Below are 23,645 nucleotides of genomic sequence, written 5' to 3'. Positions count from 1 at the left end.
TGATGAAACGCTTCATTTTCGCGGGCCACGGGCCCGCCATGCTGCTGTGCGCCAACGCCATGCTGTCGCCCGCACATGCCGCCGCACCTGCTGCCCCAGCCGCATCTGCAGCTGCATCGCCAGCGCCGGCTGCCTGCAAGGGCGCCATCTACATGACCTTCGACACGGGTAGCCAGTCGCAAGCGCAGCTGATCGCCGACGTGCTGAACAAACGCCATGTGAAGGCAACCTTCTTCCTGGCCAATGAAAAGACGACGCGCGGCGACTATTCGCTCGATGCCTCGTGGGCGCCGTACTGGAAAGCCCGCGTGGCCGAAGGCCATGCGTTTGGCACGCATACGTTTGACCACGTGTACTGGAAGAAGGATCTGGCCAACGGCTTGATCCAGGTCAAGCCCCAGTTCGGCAAGGATGGCGGCAAGCTGGCCTCGTTCACGGATCAGCAGTTCTGCGAAGAATTGCGCCGCGTCGATACGCGCTTCCAGGAGCTGACCGGGCGCAAGCTCGACCCGTTCTGGCGCGCGCCGGGCGGCTACACGTCGCCGCGCACCCTGGCGGCCGGCAGCGCCTGCGGCTACCAGCACGCGGGCTGGGCGCCGGCCGGCTATTCGGGCGATGAATTACCCAGTGATAAGTATCCAAACGCCACGCTGCTGAAAAAAGCCCTGGCGAACTTGCGCAGCGGCGACATTTTCATTGCACACATGGGTATCTGGTCGCGCAAGGAGCCGTGGGCACCGGCCAACCTGGACGCCTTGATTTCCGGCCTGCAAGACAAAGGTTTTTGCTTTGCCACCCTGCGCGAGCATCCTGCCTATGCGCAGAAGAAGGGCCAGCCATGATCGCCGCCGACATCGTCAGCTTCGTCACGCCCGTCATCGATGCCGTGGTCGACGCCTTTGGCGCGGCGCAAGGCTGGCTGTTCCAGACGGTGGTGAACCCGCTTGTGTATCACCTGGGCTTTGGCGAATTCACGGAAGAAGCGTTCGAGGGCACGGAGTGGCTGCTGATCGGCCTGTGCGAACTGGTGCTGCTGTTTCTCGTGCTGCGTCCGCTCGAAGCCTTGATTCCCGCACAAAAGATGACGGACCCGCGCGCCCGCTGGAACGATTTTCTCTATACGGTGCTGCACCGCGTCGGCCTGTTTTCCGTCGTGGTGTTCTTCACGCTCGATCCGCTGATGGATGCATTGGCGGGCGCCTTGCGCTTCGACAATATCCATCCATTGAATCTGGAATCGCTGTTGCCCGGCATCAGCCCCTTGCTCAGTTTTATCATTTATTTTGTGATACTGGACTTCGTCGATTATTGCTACCACCGGGCCTCGCACCATTTCGGCTGGTGGTGGGGCTTGCACAGCCTGCATCACAGCCAGCAAAACATGAATTTGTGGAGCGATGACCGCAACCACTTGCTCGATGACTTCCTGCGCGACGTGGTGATGGCGCTGGTGGCGCTCGGCATTGGCGTGCCGCCGGGCCAGTACGTGCTGCTGGTGTCGATTTCGCGCATCCTGCAAAGCTTGCAGCACGCAAATGTGAGGATACACTTCGGCCGCATCGGCGAGCGGCTCTTGATCTCGCCCCGTTTCCACCGCACGCATCACGCGATCGGCGTGGGGCACGAGTCGAAAGGCAAGGGCAGCATGGGTGGTTGCAACTTCGGCGTGGTCTTGCCGATTTGGGATATGCTGCTGGGCACCGCGAATTTCTCGGCGGGCTATGCGCGCACGGGCGTGCGCGACCAGCTGGCCCGCATCGACAGCAACGGTGTCGGCCGGCCGGGGCGCAACTATGGCCGCGGATTCTGGCAGCAGCAATGGCTGGGCCTGCGCCGCATGGTGGAATTTGCAAGAATTAAACGAAAAGGACGCCGTTGATGCGTAATGTGTTGAATTCGTATGGCCGTGCTTTCCTGTCGCAATTGCATGGCAGGATACTGCTGCTGAGCGTGGCGCCGTTCATCCTGTCGCTGGTGCTGTGGGGCGGCTTGCTGTACGTGGGCTTGCAGCCGCTGATCGACAGCCTGCATGCGCTGTTCACGCAGTACGATTTCTTCCGCACCAGCGGCCAGGTGCTGACTACCTTCGGCCTGGGCGTGCTGAAAGCCGTGATCGTGCCGCTGATCGCCATGTTCATGCTGCTGCCGCTGATGATCTTGACGGCGCTGATCTTCATGGGCCTGTTCGCCATGCCAGCCATCGGCCGCCATATCGGCGGGCGGCACTTTCCTCAGCTGGAAAAGAAGCATGGCGGCAGCCTGCTCGGCAGCGTCGGCACTTCGCTGGCCACGTTTTTACTCTTTATCGTCGCCTGGGTCATCCTGCTGCCCCTGTACGCGTTTCCGCCGGCCGCCCTGGCGGGGCAAGCCGTGCTGTGGGGCTGGCTGACCTATCGCGTGATGGCGTATGACGCCATGGCCGATTACGCCAGCGTGGACGAGCGCCACGCCATCATGCGCACGCAGCGCTGGCCCCTGCTGGCCATCGGCATGGTGTCCGGCGCGGCCGGCGCCGTGCCGGGCTTGCTGTGGATGGGGGGCGCGATGTCGGTGGTGTTCTTCCCCTTCCTGGCGGCGTTCGCCATCTGGCTGTATGTGCTGATCTTCATCTTTACGGGGCTGTGGTTCCAGTATTACTGCCTGGAAGCACTGTCGCGGTTGCGGGGCGTACGCGGCATGACCGACGTGGCGCCGGCGGACGCTTGAGTATTTTTATCGAATTCTACGAGGAAGCTTCATGGCTATCGGATTGATCATCATCGGCGACGAAATCCTGTCGGGCAAGCGCACGGACCAGCATTTCCCGAAAGTGGTGCACATGCTCAAGGCGCGGGGATTGCAGCTGAGCTGGGCGGAATACGTGGGCGACGAGTCTGCCCGCCTGGTCGCCTTGCTCAAGCGCAGCTTTGCCAGCGGCGACATCGTCTTCAGCTTTGGCGGCATCGGCGCCACGCCGGACGACCATACTCGCCAGGCGGCGGCCGATGCGCTGGGCTTGCCGCTGGTGCTGCATCCGCAGGGCAAGATCAATATCCAGCAGCGCATCACGGAAATGGGCGTAGAGGCGGGCGTGCCGGCCGATCTGAACTCGCCGGAAAACCTGCACCGCCTGAAAATGGCGGAATTTGTCGAAGGCGCCGAGCTGATTCCGAATCCGTACAACAAGATTGCCGGCTTTGCCGTGCGCGAGCATTACTTCGTGCCCGGCTTTCCCATCATGTCCTGGCCCATGATCGAATGGGTGCTGGACACGCATTACCCCCATTTGTTCAACCAGGTGCCGCATGCGGAACATGCCTTGCTCGTGTACGAAACGGCCGAATCCCTGCTGACGCCGCTGATGGTGCGGCTGGAAGCGGAGTTTCCGTTGATCAAGGTTTTCAGCTTGCCCAGCGTGGGCGATGCGCAGACGCGCCGGCATATCGAACTGGGCGTCAAGGGCGAGCCGGCGCAAGCGGCGGCCGCCTTCGCGCAGATGTGCGCCGCACTCGATACCTTGCAGGCGGAATACACCACCATCTGACATGCAGCCAGCCCGGCGCCGGCAGCTTTTTTGCCGGCGTCCAGCCCGCCGTGCATCTATGTACGCAAGCGTACATTCCAAGACGTTGTTTTTTTGCGAAAATCTTCAATGAAGCAAGATTTTTGTGCGCGCTCGTCAGTCGTTTTCATGCCGATGTGGTGGAATGGTGAACAGGGGCCTTGCGTGTCAAACGCGGGGTCGCCTGCCTGTGCAGTAGCGTGTTTTTTCGATTTACCGGTATGGACATCATGTTAAGCAAGCTTTGTTGTGACCGGCCCTGGCTGGCTCTCGTCTTATCCCGCGCGGAGCGGTATCGCTGCCGCATTTCCCGCGCCGTCCAAACCCAACCTTACCCCAGCATCCCATGAAAGACACAGGCGTCAATCTGGCCGCGCAAGAGCGGCCCCCCTCTGATCCAGCTGCCGAGGCGCCGCCGCCGGCGAGCCCGCCGAAGAAGCGCCGTTCGCGCATCTGGCCCATCTTTGCCATCATCCTGCTGGCGCTGATCGCCGGCGTGGCCTGGTTCGTCATGCGCGAAGTGCGCACGTCGGCCCTGCAGGCGGAATTTTTCACGCGCCTGGACCGCCAGCTGTCGTTCAAGGTCGAGCCCGGCCCCGCACCGGCTGGCGCCATCCGCTATCCGCAGCACGGCCCGTATGACGAGCGCCTCGGCTATGCCAGCTTGCCGGATTTTATTAGCAAGCTCAATGCGCGCGACTATGAAGTGACGGCGCAGGCGCGCATGTCGCCGAAGATGGTGCAATTGGTCGACCGGGGCATCTTTGCCACGTATCACGAGAAAAACCGCGCGGGATTGAGCATCCTCGATTGCCGCGCCGCGCCCCTGTTCGCGGCCAGCTATCCCGAGCGCATGTTCGATGGCTTCGCCGAAGCGCCGCCCGCGCTCGTGCAAAGCCTGCTGTTCATCGAAAACCGCGAATTGCTCGATCCGGGCACGCCCGAGCGCAATCCGGCCGTGGAATGGGACCGCCTGAGCAAGGCGATTCTGGACAAGGCGCTGAACCTGTTCGGCGGCCACCGCGGCGGCGGCGGCAGCACGCTGGCCACGCAAATTGAAAAATACCGCCATTCGGAAGACGGCCGCACCAGTTCCATGCAGGACAAGCTGCTGCAGATGCTGTCGGCCAGCCTGCGCTCGTACCAGGATGGCGAAAACACCATGGAAGCGCGGCGCAAGATCGTCGTCAATTACCTCAATACCGTGCCGCTGTCGGCGAAGAGCGGCTTTGGCGAGGTCAACGGCATCGGCGACGGCATGTGGGTCTGGTATGGCCGTCCATTTGCCGAAGTGAAAACTTTGCTCAAAGGCAATATGGACCAGCCGGGCAGTGCGCTCGCCTACAAGCAGGCGCTGAGCTTGCTGATCGCGCAGCGCCGTCCCTCGCATTACCTGGTGGCAGGCGGCGCCGATCTGGAAGAATTGACCAACAGCCATCTGCGCCTGCTGGCGCAAGCGGGCGTGATCTCGCCGCAGCTGCGCAATGCGGCCATCGCCGAGAAGCTGCGCCCATCGACGGCCTTGGGCGTGCAATCGGAAGCGTCGACCTCGTTCGTCACGCGCAAGGCCTCGAATGCCGTGCGCAACCACTTGGCCAGCATGCTGGGCGATCCCCGTTTGTACAACCTGGACCGCCTGGACCTGAAAGTGGTCAGCACGCTCGACGCGCAGGCGCAGAACGCCGTCACCAAGGTCTTGCGCGAGCTGCGCGACCCGGAAGTGGCGAAAGCGGCCGGCTTGACGGGCAAGGGCATGCTGGGCAATGGCGACCCCGCCAATGTGGTCTACAGTTTTACTTTGCTGCAAAAGGGCGAACAAGCCAACTTGCTGCGCGTACAGACGGATAACTACGACCAGCCGCTGGACATCAACGAAGGCGCCAAGCTGGACCTCGGTTCCACGGCCAAGCTGCGCACCCTGGTCACCTACCTGGACATCATCGACCAGTTGCACCAGCGCTACAGCGGCATGGGCGCCGCCGAACTGGGCAAGATTGCCGTCGATCCGAAGGACATGCTGTCGCAGTGGGCAATTGCCTATTTGAAACCTTTGCCGCTGGGCGAGGCGCGCAATTTACCCGCCATGCTGGCGGCCGCCATGGAACGCAAATATTCGGGCAACCCGGGCGAAGGCTTCTTCACGGGCGGCGGCTTGCACCATTTCGGCAACTTCTCCAAGCTCGACGACAGCCGCATCATGACGGTGCAGCAGGCGCTGCGCCAGTCGACCAACCTGGTGTTCGTGCGCCTGATGCGCGACGTGGCCCGCTACTACATGTTTTCGCGTCCCGATTCCTCGGCCTCGCTGCTGGCGGACGCGGACGATCCGCGCCGGGCCCAGTACCTGAGCCGTTTTGCCGATAAGGAAGGGCGCGAATTCCTGCACCGCTTCTACCAGAAATACCGCGGCAAGAGCGTCGACGAGCAGGAAAAGATCCTGTTGGCCAGCATACGCCCGACACCCGTGCGCCTGGCGAATATCTTCCGCACCATCAATCCGAAGGGCACCGTCGCGGAATTCGGCGACTTCCTCAACGCCAATTTGCCGTCGCAAAACGAAGTGCCGCCCGAGCGCGTGGCCAAGATGTACCAGCAGTATGCGATGGAAAACTGGTCCTTGGCCGACCGGGGCTACCTTGCCAATGTGCATCCGCTGGAACTGTGGATGGTGGCGTATCTGCGCCAGCACGAAGGTTCCACCCTGTCGCAGATGGTGGCGGCCAGCGAAAAGGAACGCCAGGAAGTGTATAAATGGCTGTTCAATACGCACCGCAAGCACGCGCAGGACCGCCGCATCGCCAACTTGCTGGAAGTGGAAGGGTTCCTGGAAATCCACCGCCAGTGGAAGAAGATGGGTTACCCGTTCGATTCGCTTGTACCGTCCTACGCGACCACCCTGGGCGCGTCGGCCGACCGTCCCGCCGCGCTGGCCGAGCTGATGGGCATCATCATCAACGATGGCGTGCGTAAACCCAGCGTGCGCATCGATTCCATGCATTTCGCCGCCAATACGCCGTACGACACCATGGTCAAGCGGGGCACGAAGGTGGAAGCGGAGCAAGTGCTGTCGCCGGACGTGGCGAAAGCTGTCGCCAAGGCCATCCGCGAAGTGGTGTCGGACGGCACGGCGAAACGGGCGAAGACGGCGTTTGTCGGCGCCGACGGCGTGCCGATCCCGATGGGCGGCAAGACGGGCACGGGCGACCAGCGCTTCGACGTGTATGGCGCCGGCGGCCGCCTGATCGAGTCGCGCTACGTGAACCGTTCGGCCACGTTCGTCTTCAATATCGGCGAGCGCTTCTATGGCAGCATGACGGCGTATGTGCGGGGGCCGGAATCGAAGAACTACGATTTCACCAGCGCCTTGCCCGTGCAACTGCTGGTGTCGCTGGCGCCGAGCCTGATGCCGCTGATCGAGCCGCCTGCGCCAGCCGAAGGCGTGGCCAAGCAGTGCACGAATTAAATCGTTGCTGCATTAAAAAGCCGGCCTGAATGGGCCGGTTTTTTTATGGAGGAGAAAGAATCCATGGAAAGAACACAGCAGATCTTTGCGCAATATCACCGTTTTGACGATGGCGCGCTCGTATCATTTGAGCAAGCATATGGACCCCGAGGCGTGCAGAGCGTGCGCATCGTGTTGTACGCGAGGAATCATGGGCTGGAAGGCAATGTCTGGCACAAAGTCGCCATCACGGTGGGTGACGTGCGGGAATTGATGATGAAGACGCCGGGCAACTTCATCAACCGCATCTGCTGCGGCGTGAAGCTGCTGCGCTTTGGCGACGTGTGGTGCGTGGATGTCGACGGCACGTATGCGCACGACGACCCTGCGACCCTGGAGGAAGTGCGCCGCGATGGCGATTGCTACGTCATCGGCGGCACGGTCGAGGCAATCGAACTGGATTAACCGGCAAACACGGCCGTTTTACCTTCCAGGCGCGCGTGATACGCGGCGATGGCCGGATACTCGGGGCGCTGCATGGGCGCCATCAGCCAGCGCTTGACGGACAGGCCTAGCACGATATCCGCCAAGGTAAATTGCTCGCCGCACACATACGCGCCCGTGCGCTGCAACTGCTGTTCCAGCACGCCCATCATCTTGTTCCATCCGGCAATACCGGCCGCCAACTGGGCCGCATCCTGGTGTGCCGGGCTGTGGCGCACCAGCGACATGAAGGCATAGCGCCAGCTGTTGTTGAGGTCGCCCATTTGCCAGTCCATCCATTTTTCCACCTCCGCGCGAGCGCGGGGATTACTCGGCAGCAAGTCGTCGCGGCCCGCCTGGGCGCACAGGTAGCGGCAAATCGTGTTCGATTCCCACAGCACCAGGTCGCCATCGAGCAGCACGGGCACCATGGCGTTCGGGTTCAGGGCCAGGAAGGCCGGGTCGTCCGTGGCGCGAAAGCCGCTGCCCCAGTCTTCGCGTTCGTACGACAGGTCGAGTTCCTCGCACGTCCACAAGACTTTGCGGACATTGATCGAGGCGGCTTTTCCAAGAATTTTCAGCATGCAGGGCTCCGAAGGGCGAATGAGTGATCTGCCACTGTAGCGGAAATGACCACGCCGCGCATGTGAAAGTGCCTTGCATAGTTGAGCTTTTCTTGGCATCGTAGCCACCCATGAAACCTATGCGCCACCACATGTCCAAAATCCTCGCGTTCAGCCGCTTTTCCGTGCGCGATTTCCTCGCCACCGCCGGTCCCACCTTGCTGCTGGTCGGCGCGTTTTGCGCGCTCGCTTACTGGCTGGTCGACCCGGCGCCGCCGCGCAAGGTAACCCTGTCGACAGGGCAGGACAATAGCGCCTATGAAGAGTTCGGCAAGAAGTACGCGGCCACCCTGGCCAGGCACGGCATCAAGGTGACCTTGCAGCCGTCGCTGGGCTCGCAGGAAAACCTGCAGCGCTTGAACGCGGGCAAGACCGATATCGCCTTCGTGCAAAGTGGCTCGACGGAACACGAAGATGCCGAGCGCCACGGCCTCATCTCCCTGGGCAGCCTGTTTACGGAACCCGTCTGGCTGTTCATGCGCGAAGACAAGGCCGTGACGGAGCTGACGCAATTGAAGGGCATGAAGATCAACCTGGGGCCGGAAGGCACGGGCGTGCCCGGCCTGTTCCGGCAGTTGCTGTCCGTCAATGGCGTGGAAGCCAAGGAACTGACGGTGAGCGACTTGCAGAACACGCCTGCCACGGTGGAACTGCTGGAAGGGCGCATCGACGGTCTCGTGTTCAGCTCGGCGCCGGAAGCGCCGCTGATCCAGATGCTGCTGCAAACGCCGGGCATCAAGCTGTTTGATTTTTCGCAAGCGGAGGCGTACACGCGGCGCCTGCCTTTCCTCACGCATGTCGTTTTGCCGCGTGGCATCGTCGACCTGGGGCAAAACATTCCCGCGCAGGATTATCACCTGATCGCGCCGACGGCCACCCTGGTCGCGCGCGAAGACTTGCATCCGGCCCTGGTCGACCTGTTCGTGCAGGCGGCGGCCGGCATCCATGGCGGCACGGGGTGGTTCCAGCAGCAGGGGCAGTTCCCGTCCGCGCGCTACACGGAAATTCCCGTGGCTCCGGAAGCGTTGAAGTTCTACAAGGATGGCGCGCCCGTGTTGCAGCGCTACATGAGTTTCTGGCTGGCCAATTTCTTTGACCGCATGTGGGTGCTGGTGGTAGCGCTCGGGGCCTTGATCCTGCCCCTGTCGCGCGTCGTGCCGCCGCTGTACGTGTGGCGCATCCGTTCGCGCGTGTACCGCTGGTATGGCCAGCTGCGCACGGTGGAGCAGGCGCTGGAAGACGTGCCGGAAGGGCAGCGCGCGCACGTGTATGCGGAACAATTGAAGCGGCTCGACCAGATCGAGGAAATGGTCAACCAGATATCGATTCCCCTGTCGTTCGCCGATGGCCTGTATGGCTTGCGCAGTCACATCAATTTCGTGCGCAAGCGCATATTGACACTGATGGGCGAGCATCCGGCCGCAGAGGCAGGCGAGCCGGCCTGAGCGCTTAACCTGCTTAGACGAGGGTGATCGACAGCTTGCGCCCGAGCAGCGCGGCGGCCCGCTCCAGGGTGGAGAGCGTCACGTCGCTGCCGGGATCGAGCAGGCGGTCGAGTTGCGAACGGCTCGTCTGCAGCAGCGCTGCCATGCGCGTCTTCGACAGCGATTGTTCCTGCATGGCCTGCGTCAGTTGCCACGCGATCACTTCCTTGATGGCGCGGGTTTGCGTTTGCTCAAAGATGCCTTCTTCCTTGAGGAAGTCGTCGAGACTGCTGCCGAGGTGGGGAGCGGTGGCGTTCATGTCAATTCCTTGTGGCGTTTGCGGGCCAGCGCCAGGTCGTCGTCCGGCGTGGCAAAAGCGGGCGCACATGGATGGTTGTAGCCGATGGCGGGCCGCATGGTGGCCCGCCAGATCAAACACTGTTCAGATAATTCGGCGGCCAGCGTCAAGCGGCCAGAATCAAGCGGCCAGCGTCAGGCGCCCAGCCACGGCAAGCCTGCCTTGCACCAGCCGCCGATCTGCTTGCGGTGGCCGTCGGCGTCCTTGTCGCCCTCGAAGCCTTCGAGGATGTCGAAGCAGTTGATATAGCCGTGTTCGGTCGCCAGCTTGGCTGCGTGGCGCGAACGCACGCCGGAGCGGCACAGGAACAGCAGCACCTCATCCTTGCCGGCCTGGGCCGCCAGCTGTGCGAGGAAGTCGGGATTCGGCACGCCGCCCGGGTAGGTGGCCCACTGCACCGCACCATGCTGGGTATCGGCGATGTCGACGCGGCCCACCCAGTCGCGCTCGGCAGTCGTGCGCACATCGATGAGCTTGACGGCGGCATCGCCTTGCAGCAAGTCATACGCTTCCTGCGGCGTGACGGCGCCGGCATACGGCGTACCTTCATTGGCCCGGCTGCGGGCGGTGGTCAGGATGTCGGCGGCGGTGGTCATGGCGTCCTCGATGAAAGTGGGCAGGTGTGTGTACGATTATAGTGCGCCGTCCGCGCCCCGCAAACGGGAATCCATGGTGCACGGCGCATGCACCACAACGAGGCATTTTTCGGTAATTCGCACAAAATGCACGATAATGGTGCGTTATTCGTTTTTTGCACTTGCTTAGTGCATTCTTGATTCGACGCAAACGCGCATGAAAATCGCGGGCAGGAAAACTTTCACTGGGATGGCAGTAATTTTGTTGCCGGCACCAGGGGGCTCCGGGAGCTGGCATGGAATCTGCTATGATCCTTATGAGTTTTGGTGGCACGCAATGTTTGCTTCGCTTCATCAGCCCAGACGCACTAAGGTCGGCTCACCCCACATTCATTTAGGAGATACGCATGGCAATGACAGCCGCAGAAGTCTTGAAGATGGTAGAAGAAAACGAAGTCAAATTCGTTGATTTCCGCTTTGCCGATACCCGTGGTAAAGAGCAGCACGTGACGGTTCCCGTGTCGCACTTCGACATGGACAAATTCGAGTCGGGCCACGCCTTTGACGGTTCTTCGATCGCTGGCTGGAAAGGCATTGAAGCGTCCGACATGATCTTGCTGCCGGATCCAAACACGGCCAATATCGACCCGTTCATGGAAGAAACCACCCTGTTCATGCAGTGCGACGTGATCGAACCGTCGGACGGCAAGGGCTACGACCGCGACCCGCGCTCGATCGCGAAACGCGCCGAAGCCTACCTGAAATCGTCGGGCATGGGCGACACCGCCTACTTCGGCCCTGAGCCGGAATTCTTCATCTTCGACAGCGTGCGCTGGAAGATCGATATGTCGGGCTGCTTCGTCAAGATCGGTTCGGACGAAGGTTCGTGGTCGACCGGCAAGGACATCGAAGGCGGCAACAGCGGCCACCGTCCTACCGTCAAGGGCGGCTATTTCCCAGTGCCACCAGTGGACAGCTTCCAGGACATGCGTTCGGAAATGTGCCTGATCTTGGAATCGCTGGGCATCCCGGTTGAGGTACATCATCACGAAGTGGCCGGCGCCGGTCAAAATGAAATCGGCACCAAGTTCTCGACCCTGGTCGAGCGCGCCGACTGGACGCAAAACCTGAAATACGTGGTGTGGAACGTGGCGCACAGCTATGGCAAGACCGCCACCTTCATGCCGAAACCTATCGTTGGCGACAACGGTTCGGGCATGCACGTGCATCAATCCGTATGGAAAGATGGCAAAAACCTGTTCGCCGGCGACGGCTATGCCGGCCTGTCCGATTTCGCCCTGTACTACATCGGCGGCATCATCAAGCACGCCAAGGCACTGAACGCGATCACGAATCCGGGCACCAACTCGTACAAGCGTCTGGTACCAGGCTACGAAGCTCCAGTGAAACTGGCGTACTCGGCGAAAAACCGTTCCGCCTCGATCCGTATCCCGCACGTGGCCAATCCAAAAGGTCGCCGCGTCGAAGCGCGCTTCCCGGATCCACTGGCGAACCCGTACCTGTGCTTCGCCGCACTGCTGATGGCCGGCCTGGACGGCGTTGCCAACAAGATCCATCCGGGCGAAGCCGCCTCGAAAGATCTGTACCATCTGCCGCCGGAAGAAGATGCACTGATCCCGACCGTGTGCGCTTCGCTGGAAGAAGCACTGGAAGCCCTGGACAAGGACCGCGAGTTCCTGACCCGCGGCGGCGTGTTCAGCGATTCCATGATCGACGCTTACCTGGAACTGAAAATGCAGGACGTACAGCGCATGCGCATGACCACGCATCCTGCCGAGTTCGACATGTACTACTCGCTGTAATGGCGCCACGCCGGCAATGTGCCGGTAGTGAATAAAAAACGCGGGTGAGGCGATGGTCTTGCCCGCGTTTTTTTATGCAAGGCGCCAAGGCGGTGACAGTGCGGTGTTGTATAGTCGGCCCAGGAACGATGCGGCACGAGCCGACAGGAGTGAAGATTGACCAAGCATTACAGAATGGCGCTGATGGCAGGATTGCTGGGCGCGGCGGCACAGGCGCACGGGCAGCTGTATGTGTGCGCCGATGCGCAAGGACACAAGACGTACACGGACAGGAGTGCTGGCAAACATTGCCAGTTGCTCGATTTGCCGGGCGCCATGACGGAGCCGCCACGCAGGACGGCGCCGCTGGCCGGTGCGCCGGTACGGCCCGCCCTGCAGGCGGCGGCCACGGCGGCGCCTGCCGCCGGCGCGTTTCCCAAGGTCGATGGCGCCGAGCAGCGCGCGCGCGACCTGGATCGGCGCCAGATCCTGCAGGACGAATTGCGCAGCGAAGAGCAGAAACTGGCGGCGCAGCGCCTGGAATTTAACGGCGGCCAGCCCGAGCGCCAGGGCAATGAGCGTAACTACGCGAAATACCAGGAAAGAGTTGCGCAGTTGAAGGACAACATTAGCCGGACACAGCAAAACGTCGAGGCCCTGAAACGCGAGATCGCGAATATCCGGTAAAGCACATGACACTAGACAACCATTCCAGCCGTCCCGCCCACCTGGCCGGCCTCGATTTGCTGGCCTCGGCCGTGATCCTGCTCGATGGCGACGGCCGCATCAGCTACGCCAACGCGGCGGCGGAAAACCTGCTGGAAAGCTCCTTGAAGGCCCTGTCGCGGCAAAAGCTGACGGCGCTGTTCCTCAACCCCGAGGAGCTGGCCGGCATTTGCGCGCAGGCGCTCGAACACAAGTTTTCCGACTTGCGCCAGGACCTGAGCCTGGAGCGCCTGGGGCGCGAGCCGCTGCGCGTGCACAGCATCGTCAGCGCGCTCGACGCGCCGAGCGACGGCGTGCTGATCGAGCTGCGCGAGAACGTGCAGCAGTTAAAGCTCGACCGCGAGGAGCGCATCCTCGACCAGAGCCAGGTCAACAAGGAGCTGATCCGCAATCTGGCGCATGAAATCAAGAACCCGCTGGGCGGCATCCGCGGCGCGGCCCAGCTGCTGGAACTGGAATTGCCGGCCCTGCACCTGAGCGAACTGCGCGAATACACGCAAGTCATCATCAAGGAAGCGGACCGCCTGCAAACCCTGGTCGACCGCCTGCTGGCGCCGCACCGCCGTCCGCATATCGTGGGCGACGTGAATATCCACGAAGTGTGCGAACGGGTCCGCAGCCTGATCCTGGCCGAATTCCCCAGCGGCCTGACCATTGCGCGCGATTACGACGCCTCGATCCCCGAGTTTCGCGGCGACAAGGAACAATTGATACAGACCGTGCTCAATATCGCGCATAACGCGGCGCAGGCCCTGGCCGAGCGCATCGAGGCGGGCGATGCGGAGCTGATTTTCAAGACGCGCGTAGCGCGCCAGGTGACCCTGGCCAAGGTCCGTTACGGCCTGGCATTAGACTTGCATATCATTGACAATGGACCGGGCATCGCACCCCAGATCCGCGACCGGATTTTCTACCCGCTGGTGTCGGGCAGGGAAGGCGGCAGCGGGCTGGGACTGACCTTGGCGCAAACCTTCGTGCAACAGCACCTGGGCGTGATCGAGTGCGAAAGCCGGCCTGGATACACCGATTTCAGGATCGTTCTACCCTTGCCATAAGCGAGGAGGTATCCCACCCATGAAATCCATTGCGGGACGCACACACTAATGAAGCCAATCTGGATAGTTGACGACGACGAATCAATCCGCTGGGTGCTGGAAAAAGCCCTGGCGCGGGAAAATCTCGCCACCAAGAGTTTTGCCAATGCGCGCGACGCCATCGCCGCACTGGAATTTGACACGCCGCAAGTGCTCGTGTCCGATATCCGCATGCCGGGCGCTTCCGGCCTGGAATTGTTGCAGACGGTCAAGTCGCGCTTTCCTGGCTTGCCTGTCATCATCATCACGGCCTTTTCCGACCTCGATTCGGCCGTCGCAGCCTTCCAGGGCGGCGCCTTCGAATACCTGGCCAAGCCCTTCGACATCGACAAGGCTGTCGAGCTGATCCGCCGCGCGCTGGAAGAAAGCCTGCGCGAGACGAGCGTCGAGTCGGGGCCGTCGGAAACGCCGGAAATCCTCGGCCAGGCGCCAGCCATGCAGGAAGTCTTCCGCGCCATCGGCCGCCTGTCGCAATCGAACGTGACGGTGCTCATCACGGGCGAATCCGGTTCCGGCAAGGAACTCGTGGCGCGCGCGCTGCACAAGCACAGCCCGCGCGCAGCGCAGCCTTTCATTGCCCTCAACACGGCGGCGATCCCGAAGGATTTGCTGGAATCGGAACTGTTCGGCCATGAACGGGGGGCGTTTACGGGCGCCCAGACGACGCGCCGGGGCCGCTTCGAGCAAGCGGAGAACGGCACCCTGTTCCTCGACGAGATCGGCGACATGCCGTTCGACCTGCAGACGCGCTTGCTGCGCGTGTTGTCCGACGGCCATTTCTACCGCGTCGGCGGCCATCAGCCCATGAAGGCGAACGTGCGTGTCATTACGGCCACGCACCAGAACCTTGAGCAGCGCGTGCGCGACGGCCTGTTCCGCGAAGACTTGTATCACCGCCTGAACGTGATCCGTTTGCGCCTGCCCAGTTTGCGGGAGCGGCGCGAAGATATCCCCATCCTGGTGCGCCACTTCCTGGTGCAAAGCGCACGCCAGCTGGGCGTGGAAGCCAAACGCATGAGCGAGCCGACGATGCAGTTCCTCAGCAGCCTCGATTTGCCCGGCAATGTGCGCCAGCTGGAAAACCTGTGCAACTGGATCACCGTGATGGCGCCGGGCCAGACGGTGGAAATCAAGGACTTGCCGCTGGAATTGACGCAGGGGCAGGGCGACGGTGCCGCCACTGCGGCGGCGGGCGAGCCTGCGCCGGCGGTCGTTGCCCATGTGCATGGCGGCCAGGTCTTCGAGGCGGCCGCGCCCGCCAACGGCGCGCCGCCGGGCTGGATTGGTTTACTGGAATTGCAGGCGGCCGGCATGCTGGGCGCGGGGCAGCAGGAAGTCATGGCCGTGCTGGGACGCCAGTTCGAGTCGGCCCTGATCAAGACGGCGCTCAAGCATACGCACGGGCGCAAGAACGACGCTGCCGTGCGCCTGGGCATCGGCCGCAATACCATCACGCGCAAGATCTCCGAACTGGGCATCGACGGTGCCAAGGACGATTGACGCATGAACGGACGGGGACTCCCCCGTCCGCTTTTCCACGCGGCGTCCCTCGCACGCCACAACACGCAGTGCAGGCGATAAGGTAAGCTGGCGCCTGCCGGACTGTTTCGTCCGGTGTTAACTTGAACTGTGGAATAGCATGCTCATAAACTGCGTGGCCTACCAGGATGGCAAAAAACTGGCCGACTTGCCGATCGACGACATCAGCGATTACGTCGAGCGCCCCGATTGTTTCGTCTGGGTCGCCCTGCTCGACGCCACGCCGGACGAGCTGAAACAGATGCAGCACGAGTTTTGCCTGCACGAACTGGCGGTGGAAGACGCGCAGCGGGGCCACCAGCGCCCGAAGATCGAGGAATATGGCGATTCCCTGTTTGCCGTGGTGAAAACCGTGGAAATGGTCGAGAATGAACTGGTGCTGGGCGAAGTCGACATTTTCGTTGGCGCCAATTACGTGCTCTCGTCGCGCAGCAACAGCTCGCAAGGTTTCCTGGGCGTGCGCGCGCGTGCCGAGCGCGAACCGCATCTGCTGCGCCAGGGCTCGGCCTTCGTGCTGTACGCGCTGATGGACGCCGTCGTCGACCGCTATTTTCCCGTCCTCGACGCGCTGGAATCGGAGCTGGAACTGATCGAAGACCGCATCTTCGACCGTGGCACCGAGCGCGACAATATCGAACGGCTGTATCAATTGAAGCGCAAGGTCATGGTCTTGCGCCACGTGGTGGCGCCCCTGATGGAAGCGGTGGGCAAGCTGCACGGCGGGCGCGTGCCGCCCCTGTGCCACGATACCCAGGAGTATTTCCGCGACGTGCACGATCACCTGGCGCGCATCAATGGCACGCTCGACACCATCCGCGACACCATCAGCACGGCGATCCAGGTGAATCTGTCGATGGTGGCCATCGACGAGAGCGAAGTGAACAAGCAGTTGGCGGCCTGGGCGGCCATCTTCGCCGTGTTTACGGCGTTTGCCGGCATCTGGGGCATGAACTTCAAGTTCATGCCGGAGCTGGACTGGCATTATGGCTATCCGGCCGCCGTGGCAGTGATGAGCTGTGTCTGCGGTTATATGTATTACTTGTTCAAGCGTTCCGGCTGGCTGTAAAAAATTCCTGTATATCTGTATTATTAAGCAATAGCCAGGGGTACAATCGCGGCAGGTCCGCTGGGGCGGGCCATGGCTGAGAGTCGCCGCGCCGGCAGGTGTGCCTGCGCTTCCGGTGCCGTGCAGGAGCATTCATGAGTATTCCGTTGTTTGATGTGAATTCGCAAGAACCCCTGTTCGATGCCGAGCAGCGGCGCACCCTGGCGGAAGCGGCCCTGCGCTCGATTACCGCCTCGACGGCGCACGCCCGGGGCGACGACTTCCTGCGCATCCTCGTCAAGGACCTGGCCGAAGCGCTCGACGTGCATTATGTGATCGCCGGACGCCTGGTGCGCCTGGAAGATGGCAGCGAAGGCATCCGCACCCTCGCCCTGTGGGGCGGCGACGGTTACCAGCCGAATATCGAATACAGCCTGCAGCACACGCCATGCCAGGACGTGACGTGCCAGAGCATGTGTTTTCATGGCAGCGATATCCAGCGTCGCTTTCCATTCGATACCCTCCTCGTCGACATGCAGGCGGAAAGCTATGTCGGCATGCCGCTGATCGACACCGATGGCAAGACCCTTGGCATCCTGTCGGCCATCGACACGCGTCCCATCGATGAAAACAAGCGCTTGCTGGCCTTGCTGCTGCTGTCGATCTTCTCGGCCCGCGGCGCGGCCGAGCTGCAGCACCAGGAGCGCACCCAGCAGCTGGAAGAAATCGTGCGCGTGCGCACCGAATCGCTGCTGGCGGCGCAGGCCAACCTGATCGAGCAAGAGCAGATGGCGGCCCTCGGCTCGCTGGTGGCCGGTGTCTCGCATGAAGTCAACACGCCCATCGGCGTGGCGCTGACGGCCGCGTCGAGCATGGGCAGCTATGCCGACCAGCTGGTGCAGCTGCTGGGCGGCGCCAAGGTCAGCCGTGCAGAACTGATCGACATTGCCGAGTCGCTCAAGGGGGCGGCCGCCTTGATCGAGCGCAACCTGGCGCGCGCCGCCGACCTGATCGGCAATTTCAAGCAACTGGCCGTGGACCAGGTCAGCGAATACGTGGCCGACCTGGCGCTGCACGACTATGTGCACGGCCTGGTGTCGGCGCACAGTCCGGAATTGCGCAAGGCGGCGCTAGGCGTGGAACTCGATATCGCCCCCGATTGCCAGGTGCGCCTGGCGGCCGGCAAGCTGTCGCAAATCCTCTCGAACCTGCTGATGAACAGCGCCCGCCATGGCTATCCGCAGGGCGGACCGGGGCGCATCACGATACGCGCGCGCATCGAGGAGGATGACACCGACGCGGCTGCGCGCTGGCTGCTGCTCGATTTTTCCGACGACGGCATCGGCCTGGCGCCGGCCGTGCGCGAACATATGTTCGAACCGTTCTTCACCACCAAGCGGGGCCAGGGTGGCTCCGGCCTGGGCATGCACATCGTCTACACCATCGTGCAGCAGCTGGGCGGCCAGGTGTGCGCCATCGACAGCACGCCCGGCTGTCATATACAGATCAGGCTGCCGCTGGCCAGCTGAGCAAGCCAGCGTTTGCGCCACTTTCAGGTGGCCTGCGTGCCCCATCCTCCCTTGTTTTCACAATGTTGTATGCGCGCCATACACGTGCCGAGTTCTGTTGACACCAAGATTGGCATTGTGATTCCATGTAGTTTCCGAGTTAACTTTCGGTTATTTGGTGTCTGTTTCCGCGCAAATGTCGTGGGGTTCCTTGCTGGGCCGAGACCTGAAGAATGTGCGGTGAAAAGAGTGCCTTGAAGTGAACGAATGCAGTGCGGATAGCAAATCCGTTGCTTGTCTAACGTACAATAAAAAGGGTTCACCATGCTTAAAGAAACCGTCATATCTCATGCCGTGCGCATCGTTTGCGCCGGTGGCGTGGCAGCGGCGCTGTCCGTTGCGTCACAGCCGGCGATCGCGCAGGATGCACAAGGGGCCGATACGCAGATCCAGCGCGTCGAAGTCACCGGTTCGTCGATCAAGCGCATCGCCGCCGAAGGCGCCTTGCCCGTCACCGTCCTGACCGCCGAAGCCATCCGCACCTCGGGCGCCACCTCGGTCACCGACCTGGTCAAGAAACTCTCTTCCGCCCAGGGCGCCACCAGCGAAAGCTCTTCGGTTGGCGGCAGCACTTTCGGTTTCTCCGGTATTTCCGTGCATAACGTAGGTGAGACGCGTACGCTCGTCTTGCTGAACGGCAAGCGCCTGGCCCAGTTCGGCGGCCAGACGCTGACTGGCTTCGCCGCCGGTTTCGACTTGAATTCGATTCCCATTTCGGCCATTCAGCGCGTCGAGTTGCTGACCGACGGCGCATCCGCGCTGTACGGCGCCGACGCCATTGCCGGCGTGGTCAACTTCATTACCAAGCACGACACGACGGAAGGCGACGTCTCCATCGGCTATTCGGCGCCCAAAAACGGTGCACGTGAGAAACGCATCAGCGCCACCAAGGGCTTTGGCAACCTGGAGGACGATGGCTACAACGTGGTGCTGACCTTTGGCCACGATGAGCGCGACAAGCTCGCTTCGGTCGACCGCAAGTTCGCCAGCACGGGCAAGGTGCAATTCTCGGCCAACGGCAAGCGCTATCAGAAGCAGCAATTCTCGGCCAGCCCGATTCCCGCCAACGCCACCGACGACCAGGGGCAATTGATCAGCCCATTCCAGAAGACCAACGGCTCCTGCCCCGACAAGACCTTCCGCGTGATCGAGCCGTATAACGATGGCAGCGGCCTGGTCGATGACTATTGCGGCTACGACTTCACCAAGGACCTGGAGATCTACCCGGAGCGCAAACGCGACAACTTCATGGCCTCGGGCACGTTCAAGGTCGCCGGCCACGAAGTGTATGCGGACGTGCTGTTGTCGCGCACCAAGCAAACCTCGCGTATCGCCCCCGTGCCTGGCGCCATTGCCGTCGATGCGGGCACGCCCCTGCATGACAAGTATTTATTACCCATTGGCATTACAGGCGACAGCACGGCATTTTACCGGCTGTTCGACATGGGTCAGCGTACCTCGAAGGATACGGCCGACTTCGCCAGTGTGGTGGTCGGCACGCGCGGCATTGCTGCCGGCTGGGACTACAATGCGTCGTACAACTTCTCGGAAAGCCGCGTAAAAGGCAGTATTTCCGGCTATCCCGGCGCCATCGCCGTCAATAATCTCACGTCGAGCGGCTTGCTCGATCCCTTCGTCGGCCCGGGCAAGCAGTCCACTGCCGCCCAGGACGCCATCAAGGCGGCCGCGTTCTCCGGCTATTGGGATGGCGGCACGTCGCGCCTGCAAACCATCAATTTGAATGGTTCGACGGAAATACGACGCCTGCCGGGCGGCGCCATGATGCTGGGCGTGGGCGCCAACATCAACCGCGAGGAATTCTCGGCCAAGCCGAGTCCGTTTGCGCAAGGCATCCTGGCCGATCCGGTCAAAGGCACCTTGTGCGGCGGCACGACGGGACTGGAATGCGACCAGCGTTTCGGCGACGCCGCCAGCAGCCAGCCATACAGCGCCAGCCGCACCTCGAAAGGCATTTTTGGCGAAGTCATCGCCCCTGTGCTGAAGGAGCTGGAACTGGGCGCAGCCTTGCGTTTCGATGAATTCTCGGACTTCGGCGGCGCCACCACGGCCAAGGCCAGCTTCAAGTGGACGCCGGCCCCCACCTTGCTGATCCGCGGCTCGGTCGGCAATGGTTTCCATGCACCGACAGTGCCGCAAGTCAACGCCCTGCAGCGCGGCTATGGCGTCACCAGCGACAAGTACACATGTACGCCGGCTCTGCAGGCCATCGCCACGCGTCTGAATGCACAATGTCAGCCAGGCAATCGCCAGTACGACCAGCTGGCTGGCGGCAACCGCGATTTGCAGCCTGAAAAATCGAAACAGGCGACCATCGGTTTCCGTTACGAGCCGATCAGCGCCATCACCCTGGGCGCCGACCTGTGGCATGTGCAGATCCGCGATTCCTTCGGCCAGTTGACGGAGCAGCTGGTGTTCGCCAATCCGGCCAACTTCCCGAAATCCTGGGGCGTCAACAAGGACGTGGGCACGGGGACGACTTACCTGGCCTTCCTGGCGGATAACCAGAACCTCGGTAAATCGTTTGCCACCGGTGTCGATATCGATGTCAGCGCCCGTTACCGCTCCGGCATCGGCCTGTTTACGTCGCAGCTGAACGCGACGCAGATGCTGCGCGAAGACATCCAGCAGGAACGCAATGGCCAGTATTATTCGGCGCTGGGCAACTTCGCCGATCTGGGCACGGTGACGTTCCGCACGCGCGGCCAGTGGACGAATACTTTGAAAACAGGCAACTGGGCCAATTCGCTGACGGTTAACTTCCTGTCCGGCTACAAGGACCAGGAAACGTCGGTCGATGTGCTTGACGCCTCCGGCGCCGTGACGGGCCAGGAAAAGATCCGCATGCAAGTGGGCTTCTATTCGACGCTCGACTGGCAAACGGTGTGGACGCCCAGCAAGAGCTGGGTTCTCACCGCAGGCGTGCTGAACCTGACCGACAAGAGCCCGCCATTCGTGCCATCGACGTCCGGCGCGAACCGCGGCCAGCAATTCGGCTATGACGACCGCTACTACGATCCGCGCGGCCGTACCGGCTACCTGAATGCCTCGTACAAGTTCTAATCGTCAGGTACAGGTATAAAAAAACCGGCACATGGTGCCGGTTTTTTTTCGTCCCGCCGCAGGGTGGGGACGGCGTGGCCTAGCCGCGCGCCGCCATCGACAACGCCACCGCTTCGGCCACCTTGATGCCGTCGACGGCCGCCGACAGGATGCCGCCCGCATAGCCGGCGCCTTCGCCGGCGGGGAACAGGCCGCGCGTGTTCAGGCTTTGCAGGTCGTCGTCGCGGCGCTTGATGCGGATCGGCGATGAGGTGCGCGTTTCCACGCCCGTCAGCACGGCGTCGGCCTTGTAATAGCCCTTGATTTGCTTGTTGAACGCCGGAAACGCTTCACGCAGCGCCGTGATCGCGTATTCGGGCAGCGAGGGCGCCAGGTCCGTCAGGTGCACGGCCGGCTTGTACGACGGCACCACGCTGCCAAATTCCGTCGAGGCGCGGCCAGCGACGAAGTCGCCGACCAATTGCCCTGGAGCATCGTAGTTGCCGCCACCCAGGGCAAATGCGCGCTCTTCCAGTTCGCGCTGCAGGGCGATGCCGGCCAGCGGGTCGCCCGGATAGTCGGCCGGCGTGATGCCGACCACGATGGCGCTGTTGGCGTTGCGCTCGTTGCGCGAATACTGGCTCATGCCGTTCGTCACCAGGCGGCCTGGTTCCGAGGCGGCCGCCACCACCGTGCCGCCCGGGCACATGCAGAAGCTGTAGACGGAACGGCCATTGCTGGCGTGGTGCACGAGCTTGTAGTCGGCCGCGCCCAGGATCGGGTGGCCGGCGCTGGGGCCGAAGCGGCAGCTGTCGATCAGGGATTGCGGGTGTTCCACGCGGAAGCCGATCGAGAACGGTTTCGCTTCGATGTACACACCGCGCTTGTGCAGCATTTCAAAGGTGTCGCGCGCGCTGTGGCCGATGGCCAGCACGACGTGGTTGCTGGCGATGGTTTCGCCATTGTCCAGCACCACGCCGCGCACCTGGCCGCCGTCGGCACCTGGCACGATGTCGAGGTCGACCACCTTGCTGCTGAAACGGTATTCGCCCCCCAGCCGCTCGATATTGGCGCGCATTTCTTCCACCATCTTGACCAGGCGGAAGGTGCCGATGTGCGGCTTGCTCACATACATGATTTCCTCGGGCGCGCCCGCCTTGACGAATTCCGTCAAGACCTTGCGGCCGTAGTGCTTGGGGTCCTTGATCTGGCTGTACAGCTTGCCGTCCGAGAAGGTGCCGGCGCCGCCTTCGCCGAACTGCACGTTCGATTCGGGATTGAGTTCGCGCTTGCGCCAGAAGCCGAAGGTGTCGACCGTGCGTTCGCGCACCTGCTTGCCCCGTTCCAGGATGAGGGGGCGCAAGCCCATCTGCGCCAGGATCAGCGCCACGAACAGGCCGCAGGGGCCCGTGCCGATGACGATGGGACGCGGTTCAGTGCTGTGTCCGGCCAGCTGTTCGCCGCCGGCAACAAATTTATAGTCGGTGTCGGGCGCGGGCATCAGGTGCACATCGTGCTGCAGGCGCGCCAGCACGGCCGCTTCGTTCTTGACGTCCACATGCAGCGAGTAAATCAACACCACGGCGCTGCGCTTGCGCGCGTCATAGCTGCGTTTGAAGACGGTAAAGCCGAGCAAATCGGCCGCGGCGATGCCCAGGCGCGCCAGGATGGCGGCGGGCAGGGCCGCTTCGTCGTGTTCGAGGGGGAGTTTTACTTCGTTGAGTCGCAACATGGTGTCTATCCGAAAAGTGCAGGGCTCCGTATCTAGCGGAGAGTGGGCAGCCGCATGGCGCGGCGCAAGGCGGCATTTTACTCCTTCTTGTACGCAATGCATGGCCTGTGGACCCCGCCGGGAGGGCGCTGGACGCCGGATTCTTAAAACCACAATGTTAAATTTGCATCGATACAAATGTAACTGCCAGCCTTGTTCCGGGACGGGCGGCACGCACAGGCCTGCGGTGATGAATGGATGAGTGCGGGAAATGTTGTCGTGGCGCCGGCAGCAGGAGCACTCCAGCAGTGCACAGCATGTTGCTGCTGCGAAAAAACAACAGTTCGTCGCGAGCGCTGCCTGCGCCGTGATGGGGTTCCAAACCGGTTTTGCCAATCTTCTGTTTGCTGCATTTGCACAATTGTCATCGAGCAGGGAAAGCAGCCTTTTTTTCCAGGTGTCAAGACAGCTAAGAAGAGTGATTTCGAGAAAAGTTGTAACAGTGTTTTGTAAATGCGTCATCATTTTTTTGCTGCATTGCAATGTAAATATCATTGCACCAAAAACGGGCGGCTGCGCACTAATTTGGACGGTTTTCGCACTATTTCCGAATAAGCTATGGCGTAAGGCTAGATTATGGAAATTAAGCTGTTG

General features: G+C 62.0%; 18 protein-coding genes. 14 read left to right on the top strand and 4 right to left on the bottom strand.

The features are described from left to right. Nucleotides 1–59: 59 nt before the first annotated feature. The 6 genes from OX459_RS20450 to OX459_RS20425 all read left to right on the top strand — a co-directional run bounded on the left by OX459_RS20450 (nt 60) and on the right by OX459_RS20425 (nt 7,448). A complete protein-coding gene (locus tag OX459_RS20450; RefSeq protein ID WP_289906426.1) occupies nt 60–842 on the top strand; it encodes a polysaccharide deacetylase family protein in 783 nt (260 codons plus the stop codon). Further along, the gene (locus OX459_RS20445) at nt 839–1,879 is read left to right on the top strand and encodes a sterol desaturase family protein (RefSeq protein ID WP_289906356.1); all 1,041 of its coding nucleotides are present in this window, start codon (nt 839–841) and stop codon (nt 1,877–1,879) included. Before OX459_RS20450 ends, OX459_RS20445 begins: the two co-directional genes overlap by 4 nt. Then, nucleotides 1,879–2,706 (top strand): EI24 domain-containing protein, encoded by an 828-nt coding sequence (locus OX459_RS20440; protein WP_099665319.1) that lies wholly within the window; start codon nt 1,879–1,881, stop codon nt 2,704–2,706. Before OX459_RS20445 ends, OX459_RS20440 begins: the two co-directional genes overlap by 1 nt. A gap of 31 nt (nt 2,707–2,737) precedes the next feature. Beyond that, nucleotides 2,738–3,523 carry a molybdopterin-binding protein gene (locus OX459_RS20435; RefSeq protein ID WP_289906355.1) on the top strand — a complete coding sequence of 262 codons (786 nt, stop codon included), beginning with the start codon at nt 2,738–2,740 and terminating at the stop codon, nt 3,521–3,523. A 364-nt stretch (nt 3,524–3,887) separates the two neighbouring features. After that, nucleotides 3,888–7,004: a transglycosylase domain-containing protein gene (locus OX459_RS20430; protein ID WP_289906354.1), complete on the top strand. Its 3,117-nt coding sequence runs from the start codon at nt 3,888–3,890 to the stop codon at nt 7,002–7,004. 63 nt (nt 7,005–7,067) lie between these two features. Then, nucleotides 7,068–7,448, top strand: coding sequence for a hypothetical protein (locus OX459_RS20425; RefSeq protein ID WP_289906353.1), 381 nt, complete (start codon nt 7,068–7,070; stop codon nt 7,446–7,448). On the opposite strand, the gene OX459_RS20420 is transcribed toward OX459_RS20425, so the two are convergent. Beyond that, complete coding sequence (locus OX459_RS20420; protein ID WP_289906352.1) at nt 7,445–8,050, bottom strand: glutathione S-transferase; 606 nt, start codon at nt 8,048–8,050, stop codon at nt 7,445–7,447. The genes OX459_RS20425 and OX459_RS20420 overlap by 4 nt on opposite strands. Nucleotides 8,051–8,181: 131 nt before the next feature. Here OX459_RS20420 and OX459_RS20415 point away from each other — a divergent pair, with 131 nt between their 5' ends. Beyond that, entirely contained in the window at nt 8,182–9,534 is a 1,353-nt protein-coding gene (locus OX459_RS20415; RefSeq protein WP_289906351.1) for a TAXI family TRAP transporter solute-binding subunit, read from the top strand. A gap of 13 nt (nt 9,535–9,547) precedes the next feature. On the opposite strand, the gene OX459_RS20410 is transcribed toward OX459_RS20415, so the two are convergent. After that, entirely contained in the window at nt 9,548–9,832 is a 285-nt protein-coding gene (locus tag OX459_RS20410; protein ID WP_289906350.1) for a Fis family transcriptional regulator, read from the bottom strand. A 173-nt stretch (nt 9,833–10,005) separates the two neighbouring features. Then, a complete protein-coding gene (locus tag OX459_RS20405) occupies nt 10,006–10,467 on the bottom strand; it encodes a rhodanese-like domain-containing protein (RefSeq protein WP_099665312.1) in 462 nt (153 codons plus the stop codon). Between the two features lie 386 nt (nt 10,468–10,853). Between OX459_RS20405 and glnA the strand changes: the two genes are divergently transcribed. The 7 genes from glnA to OX459_RS20370 all read left to right on the top strand — a co-directional run bounded on the left by glnA (nt 10,854) and on the right by OX459_RS20370 (nt 21,301). Continuing rightward, complete coding sequence (gene glnA / locus OX459_RS20400; protein WP_070219258.1) at nt 10,854–12,269, top strand: type I glutamate--ammonia ligase; 1,416 nt, start codon at nt 10,854–10,856, stop codon at nt 12,267–12,269. A gap of 156 nt (nt 12,270–12,425) precedes the next feature. Next, nucleotides 12,426–12,935, top strand: coding sequence for a DUF4124 domain-containing protein (locus OX459_RS20395; RefSeq protein WP_306558298.1), 510 nt, complete (start codon nt 12,426–12,428; stop codon nt 12,933–12,935). A 5-nt stretch (nt 12,936–12,940) separates the two neighbouring features. Further along, a complete protein-coding gene (gene glnL / locus OX459_RS20390; RefSeq protein WP_099665311.1) occupies nt 12,941–14,029 on the top strand; it encodes a nitrogen regulation protein NR(II) in 1,089 nt (362 codons plus the stop codon). A 48-nt stretch (nt 14,030–14,077) separates the two neighbouring features. Next, nucleotides 14,078–15,568 (top strand): nitrogen regulation protein NR(I), encoded by a 1,491-nt coding sequence (gene ntrC / locus OX459_RS20385; RefSeq protein WP_289906349.1) that lies wholly within the window; start codon nt 14,078–14,080, stop codon nt 15,566–15,568. Between the two features lie 139 nt (nt 15,569–15,707). Then, nucleotides 15,708–16,673 (top strand): magnesium/cobalt transporter CorA, encoded by a 966-nt coding sequence (corA, locus tag OX459_RS20380; RefSeq protein ID WP_034760218.1) that lies wholly within the window; start codon nt 15,708–15,710, stop codon nt 16,671–16,673. Nucleotides 16,674–16,807: 134 nt separating this feature from the next. After that, the gene (locus OX459_RS20375) at nt 16,808–18,181 is read left to right on the top strand and encodes a GAF domain-containing sensor histidine kinase (protein WP_099665309.1); all 1,374 of its coding nucleotides are present in this window, start codon (nt 16,808–16,810) and stop codon (nt 18,179–18,181) included. Nucleotides 18,182–18,484: 303 nt separating this feature from the next. Beyond that, nucleotides 18,485–21,301: a TonB-dependent receptor gene (locus OX459_RS20370; protein WP_289906348.1), complete on the top strand. Its 2,817-nt coding sequence runs from the start codon at nt 18,485–18,487 to the stop codon at nt 21,299–21,301. A 79-nt stretch (nt 21,302–21,380) separates the two neighbouring features. Here OX459_RS20370 and OX459_RS20365 read toward each other — a convergent pair whose 3' ends face one another. After that, complete coding sequence (locus tag OX459_RS20365) at nt 21,381–23,012, bottom strand: NAD(P)/FAD-dependent oxidoreductase (RefSeq protein ID WP_289899852.1); 1,632 nt, start codon at nt 23,010–23,012, stop codon at nt 21,381–21,383. Between the last annotated feature and the right edge of the window lie 633 nt (nt 23,013–23,645).

It is taken from the genome of Janthinobacterium sp. SUN026, assembly GCF_030397625.1.
GTDB lineage: Bacteria > Pseudomonadota > Gammaproteobacteria > Burkholderiales > Burkholderiaceae_D > Janthinobacterium > Janthinobacterium kumbetense.
The sequence above is the reverse complement of the archived record's forward strand: the minus strand, read 5'-3'. Positions and strand labels throughout refer to the sequence as shown.

Bases quoted from the DNA above. Each gene is read 5' to 3' on its own strand.
- OX459_RS20445 (WP_289906356.1), top strand. From the start codon at position 839: ATGATCGCCGCCGACATCGTCAGCTTCGTCACGCCCGTCATCGATGCC.
- OX459_RS20365 (WP_289899852.1), bottom strand. From the start codon at position 23,012: ATGTTGCGACTCAACGAAGTAAAACTCCCCCTCGAACACGACGAAGCG.
- glnL (WP_099665311.1), top strand. From the start codon at position 12,941: ATGACACTAGACAACCATTCCAGCCGTCCCGCCCACCTGGCCGGCCTC.
- OX459_RS20375 (WP_099665309.1), top strand. From the start codon at position 16,808: ATGAGTATTCCGTTGTTTGATGTGAATTCGCAAGAACCCCTGTTCGAT.
- OX459_RS20435 (WP_289906355.1), top strand. From the start codon at position 2,738: ATGGCTATCGGATTGATCATCATCGGCGACGAAATCCTGTCGGGCAAG.
- OX459_RS20405 (WP_099665312.1), bottom strand. From the start codon at position 10,467: ATGACCACCGCCGCCGACATCCTGACCACCGCCCGCAGCCGGGCCAAT.
- OX459_RS20425 (WP_289906353.1), top strand. From the start codon at position 7,068: ATGGAAAGAACACAGCAGATCTTTGCGCAATATCACCGTTTTGACGAT.
- OX459_RS20420 (WP_289906352.1), bottom strand. From the start codon at position 8,050: ATGCTGAAAATTCTTGGAAAAGCCGCCTCGATCAATGTCCGCAAAGTC.
- OX459_RS20440 (WP_099665319.1), top strand. From the start codon at position 1,879: ATGCGTAATGTGTTGAATTCGTATGGCCGTGCTTTCCTGTCGCAATTG.
- OX459_RS20415 (WP_289906351.1), top strand. From the start codon at position 8,182: ATGTCCAAAATCCTCGCGTTCAGCCGCTTTTCCGTGCGCGATTTCCTC.
- OX459_RS20430 (WP_289906354.1), top strand. From the start codon at position 3,888: ATGAAAGACACAGGCGTCAATCTGGCCGCGCAAGAGCGGCCCCCCTCT.
- OX459_RS20370 (WP_289906348.1), top strand. From the start codon at position 18,485: ATGCTTAAAGAAACCGTCATATCTCATGCCGTGCGCATCGTTTGCGCC.
- OX459_RS20450 (WP_289906426.1), top strand. From the start codon at position 60: ATGCTGTCGCCCGCACATGCCGCCGCACCTGCTGCCCCAGCCGCATCT.
- OX459_RS20410 (WP_289906350.1), bottom strand. From the start codon at position 9,832: ATGAACGCCACCGCTCCCCACCTCGGCAGCAGTCTCGACGACTTCCTC.
- corA (WP_034760218.1), top strand. From the start codon at position 15,708: ATGCTCATAAACTGCGTGGCCTACCAGGATGGCAAAAAACTGGCCGAC.
- glnA (WP_070219258.1), top strand. From the start codon at position 10,854: ATGGCAATGACAGCCGCAGAAGTCTTGAAGATGGTAGAAGAAAACGAA.
- ntrC (WP_289906349.1), top strand. From the start codon at position 14,078: ATGAAGCCAATCTGGATAGTTGACGACGACGAATCAATCCGCTGGGTG.